General features: G+C 67.8%; 5 protein-coding genes. 2 read left to right on the plus strand and 3 right to left on the minus strand.

The annotated features are described in order from the left end of the window. Window positions 1-2: 2 nt before the first annotated feature. Both WH07_RS32530 and WH07_RS32535 read right to left on the minus strand, forming a co-directional pair. Entirely contained in the window at window positions 3-314 is a 312-nt protein-coding gene (locus WH07_RS32530) for a DUF2530 domain-containing protein (protein WP_046508126.1), read from the minus strand. Window positions 315-356: 42 nt separating this feature from the next. Next, window positions 357-671, minus strand: coding sequence for a hypothetical protein (locus WH07_RS32535; protein ID WP_079023746.1), 315 nt, complete (start codon window positions 669-671; stop codon window positions 357-359). A gap of 163 nt (window positions 672-834) precedes the next feature. Between WH07_RS32535 and WH07_RS32540 the strand changes: the two genes are divergently transcribed. Together WH07_RS32540 and WH07_RS32545 are read left to right on the plus strand one after the other, a co-directional pair. Continuing rightward, on the plus strand, window positions 835-1281 hold the full coding sequence (locus tag WH07_RS32540) for a MarR family winged helix-turn-helix transcriptional regulator (protein WP_046508131.1): 447 nt from the start codon (window positions 835-837) through the stop codon (window positions 1279-1281). A 29-nt stretch (window positions 1282-1310) separates the two neighbouring features. After that, entirely contained in the window at window positions 1311-2669 is a 1359-nt protein-coding gene (locus WH07_RS32545) for an MFS transporter (RefSeq protein ID WP_046508133.1), read from the plus strand. 13 nt (window positions 2670-2682) lie between these two features. On the opposite strand, the gene WH07_RS32550 is transcribed toward WH07_RS32545, so the two are convergent. Continuing rightward, window positions 2683-3291, minus strand: a complete 609-nt coding sequence (locus WH07_RS32550) for a Uma2 family endonuclease (protein WP_046508135.1) — start codon at window positions 3289-3291, stop codon at window positions 2683-2685. Between the last annotated feature and the right edge of the window lie 160 nt (window positions 3292-3451).

Raw genomic sequence — 3451 nt, forward strand, 5'->3', positions numbered from 1 at the left:
GGTCAGGCCGCGGGGTGGTGCGGGGGCGGGCCCGCCTCGCCCTTCTCCTCCGCCTCCTTCGCCGCCGCGGCCCGCTTCAGCGCCGCGTCCCTGCCCCGTACGTACCAGATGCCGATCAGCCCGAGACCGCCGCCGGCCAGACAGGTCCAGATCCACCAGGCGTGCCCGTGGTCGCTGAACCAGCCGTAGAACGGGAGCTGCACCAGGAAGAGGACGAACCAGATGATCGTGCCGCCCGTGATGGTGCCGACGACCGGCCCCTCCAGAGGCTCGGGCGCGGCGCGCCGGGGCGCTCTCGTCGAAGAACCGGTCATGGCCCTCAGTCTAGGCGGGGCCGGGTGGGGGGCCGGGCGGGGCTACGCCGACCCCTCCGGCGGTCTGTGCGCGGCGGCGACGGCCGCCCGCACGCTCGCCGGGGCCAGCGCCCCGGCCCCGGACGCCGGCCGCGATGCGAGCCCCGTCCCGGACGCCCTCCCCGTCGGGCCTGTCGCTCCCGTCGCGTAGAACCGCTCCGTCTCCTCCACCGCCGCCATGAACCGTTCGTCGAAGTCGTCGCGGACGAGTGTGCCGACCACATAGTCCTGGACGCTCATTCCGCGTCTGGCGGCCCGCCGCCTGAGGCGGTCGAGCAGCTCACCGTCTATCCGCAGGCTGAGCACTGTCGATCCCATACGGACCAGCCTCGAGCGCGGCCCGGCCCGGTCGTGTCACTTTCCGGAGCAGACTCACTCGTATGAGTGATGTGTGGGGATTCGTAGGCCGGTTCGTGGATCCCTGGGGCGCCTGGAGCGACCGACTGGTATTTAGGTAGGGTAATGAGTTACGCTAACAAACATGCCTGACCTGTCCCACGGTGACGCGAACGAGAACGCCGCCGCCGTGAACGCCCTGCGCTCCGCCGTCATGCGGCTGGGCCGGCGACTGAAGCACCAGCGGGTGGACGAATCGCTCAGTCCCACCGAGATGTCGGTGCTGGGCACCCTCGCCCGCTGCGGCTCCGCGACGCCGGGCGAGCTGGCCCGCAAGGAGCATGTCCAGCCGCCGTCGATGACCCGCATCGTGGCGCTGCTGGAGGCGAAGGGCCTGGTCAGACTGGAGCCGCATCCCGACGACCGTCGGCAGAAGGTGGTCAGCCAGACCGAGGAGGCCGAGGCGATGCTCGAAGAGAGCCGCCGCAGGCGCAATGTCTGGCTGGCGTCCCTCGCCGAGGGCCTGGACGAGGACGAGTGGGCGAAGCTGCGCGCTGCCGCCCCCGTACTGGAGAAGCTCGCCCACCTGTGATCCGCGCGCTCTGAGGAGGCGAACCCACTTTGAGTACGGGACCCGGAGCAGACTCCGCCCCCGCACCGAAATCCACCCACGACAGCACGGCCCGGCAGCCCCGGGCGACCGGCGGCGGGACGTTCTCGTCGCTGAAGATCCGCAACTACCGCTTGTTCGCGACGGGTGCCGTCGTCTCCAACACCGGTACGTGGATGTCCCGGGTGACCCAGGACTGGCTGGTCCTCAGCCTCACGGGTTCCTCGGCCGCCGTCGGTATCACGACGGCCCTCCAGTTTCTGCCCATGCTGCTCTTCGGTCTGTACGGCGGGGTGGTCGCCGACCGCTACCCGAAACGGCTGCTGCTGCTCTTCACCCAGGCCGCGATGGGACTGCTGGGTGTCTCGCTGGCCGTCCTGACCCTGTCCGGGCAGGTGCATGTCTGGCATGTGTATCTGATCGCGTTCCTGCTCGGAATGGTGACGGTCGTCGACAATCCGGCCCGGCAGTCGTTCGTGTCCGAGATGGTCGGCCCGGACCAGCTCCGCAACGCGGTCAGCCTCAACTCCGCGAACTTCCAGTCCGCGCGGCTGATCGGGCCCGCAGTGGCGGGTGCGCTGATCACGACCGTCGGCAGTGGCTGGGCCTTCATGCTGAACGGTCTGTCCTTCCTGGCGCCGCTGGCCGGCCTGCTGCTGATGAGACCGCGGGAACTGCACAGAACCGTGCTCGTCCCGCGCGGAAAGGGGCAGCTCAGAGAGGGGCTGCGCTATGTGCGCGGACGCCCGGAGCTGATCTGGCCGATCGTCCTCATCGGCTTCATCGGTACGTTCGGCTTCAACTTCCCGATCTGGCTGACGGCCTTCGCGCATGAGGTCTTCGACGGCGAAGCCGGGATGTACGCCGTCTTCAACATCCTGCTGGCAGCCGGCTCCCTGGCCGGCGCCCTGCTCGCCGCCCGCCGCCGCTCCACCCGCGTACGGCTGATGCTCCTCGCGGCGATGGGCTTCGGTCTGCTGGAGATCGCGGTGTCCGTGTCGCCGACGGTCTGGCTGTTCTCGCTGCTGCTCGTACCGATCGGCATGATCGGCATGACGACCAACATAAGCGCCAATACGAGTGTCCAGATGGCCTCGGACCCGGAGATGCGGGGCCGGGTGATGAGCCTCTACATGATGGTCTTCGTCGGCGGCACCCCGGTCGGCGGCCCGCTCCTCGGCTGGATCACCGACACCTACGGCGCGCGCGTCGGCTTCGCGACGGGCGGCGCGGTGTCGCTGCTGGCGGCGGCGACGATCGCGGTGGTCCTGACACGGGTGGCGGGGGTCCGGGTGCGAATCGACCTGCGCCGGGGCCGCCCGTACGTGGAGCTGATCACGAAGGAGCGCGAGCTGGCGACGGTCGCGTAAGGGGGCGCGGATGTCAGTCGCGGGGGAACTTGTCGGTCTTGAGGGTCATCCCCAGAACGGTATTGGTGAGGTCGATTTCCGCGCCGAAAGCGACGGTCTGCTCTACGGCGTACCCTCCGTCCTTCGGTTGGGTATAGACCTGGCACGTGCCGGTGTAGGGATTGATGACCAGGTAGACGGGAACGTCTGCGGTCGCGTACGCGATCTTCTTCTCCCCGTAGTCCCTGGCAGCGGAGTCTTTCGAAATTACCTCGCCGATGAACTCGACGTCCTTGTAGTGCCATCGGCCATCGGCATCCTCGGTGGCGTCAATGGCCAGTTTGGCCACGTCCGGCGCGAACCCGTTGCGGTATCCGGGGAAGTCGATCCGTACGTCCGACATCACTTCCACGTCCGTGCCGAACGTATCTTCGAAGGCCCGCACAATGCAGCGGATGATCTTCCAGTGCGTGCGACGTTGCGGCGACATGCGGATGCGTCCCCCGATGATCTGGACCTTCTCTCCTTCGGGGAGCGGCATCTTTTCGAGCATTTCGAACATCGTGTCCAGAGCTGGCCTGTCCAGAATCAGTTCGTCGCTCTCATTGGCCATGGCGATCCTGTCGTTGTCAATGACGGTCATCGTGGCGCTCCTCCCCGCTGCCGCACAGCACGGCAGTCGCCTCGTACAACGATACGCACGGTAATCGGGTTACGTACGGGCTCGCGGCGTGGGAAGAATTGTGCGTATGAGACTCTTTGCCGCTGTGCTGCCGCCCGTTGGGGCGGGGGAGGAGCTGGGG

This window comes from Streptomyces odonnellii (genome assembly GCF_000981895.1).
Lineage (GTDB): Bacteria > Actinomycetota > Actinomycetes > Streptomycetales > Streptomycetaceae > Streptomyces > Streptomyces odonnellii.

What these genes read in the sequence shown, in the direction of transcription:
- WH07_RS32530 (WP_046508126.1), bottom strand. Translation starts at nt 314, where the DNA reads ATGACCGGTTCTTCGACGAGAGCGCCCCGGCGCGCCGCGCCCGAGCCT.
- WH07_RS32535 (WP_079023746.1), bottom strand. Translation starts at nt 671, where the DNA reads ATGGGATCGACAGTGCTCAGCCTGCGGATAGACGGTGAGCTGCTCGAC.
- WH07_RS32540 (WP_046508131.1), top strand. Translation starts at nt 835, where the DNA reads ATGCCTGACCTGTCCCACGGTGACGCGAACGAGAACGCCGCCGCCGTG.
- WH07_RS32550 (WP_046508135.1), bottom strand. Translation starts at nt 3,291, where the DNA reads ATGACCGTCATTGACAACGACAGGATCGCCATGGCCAATGAGAGCGAC.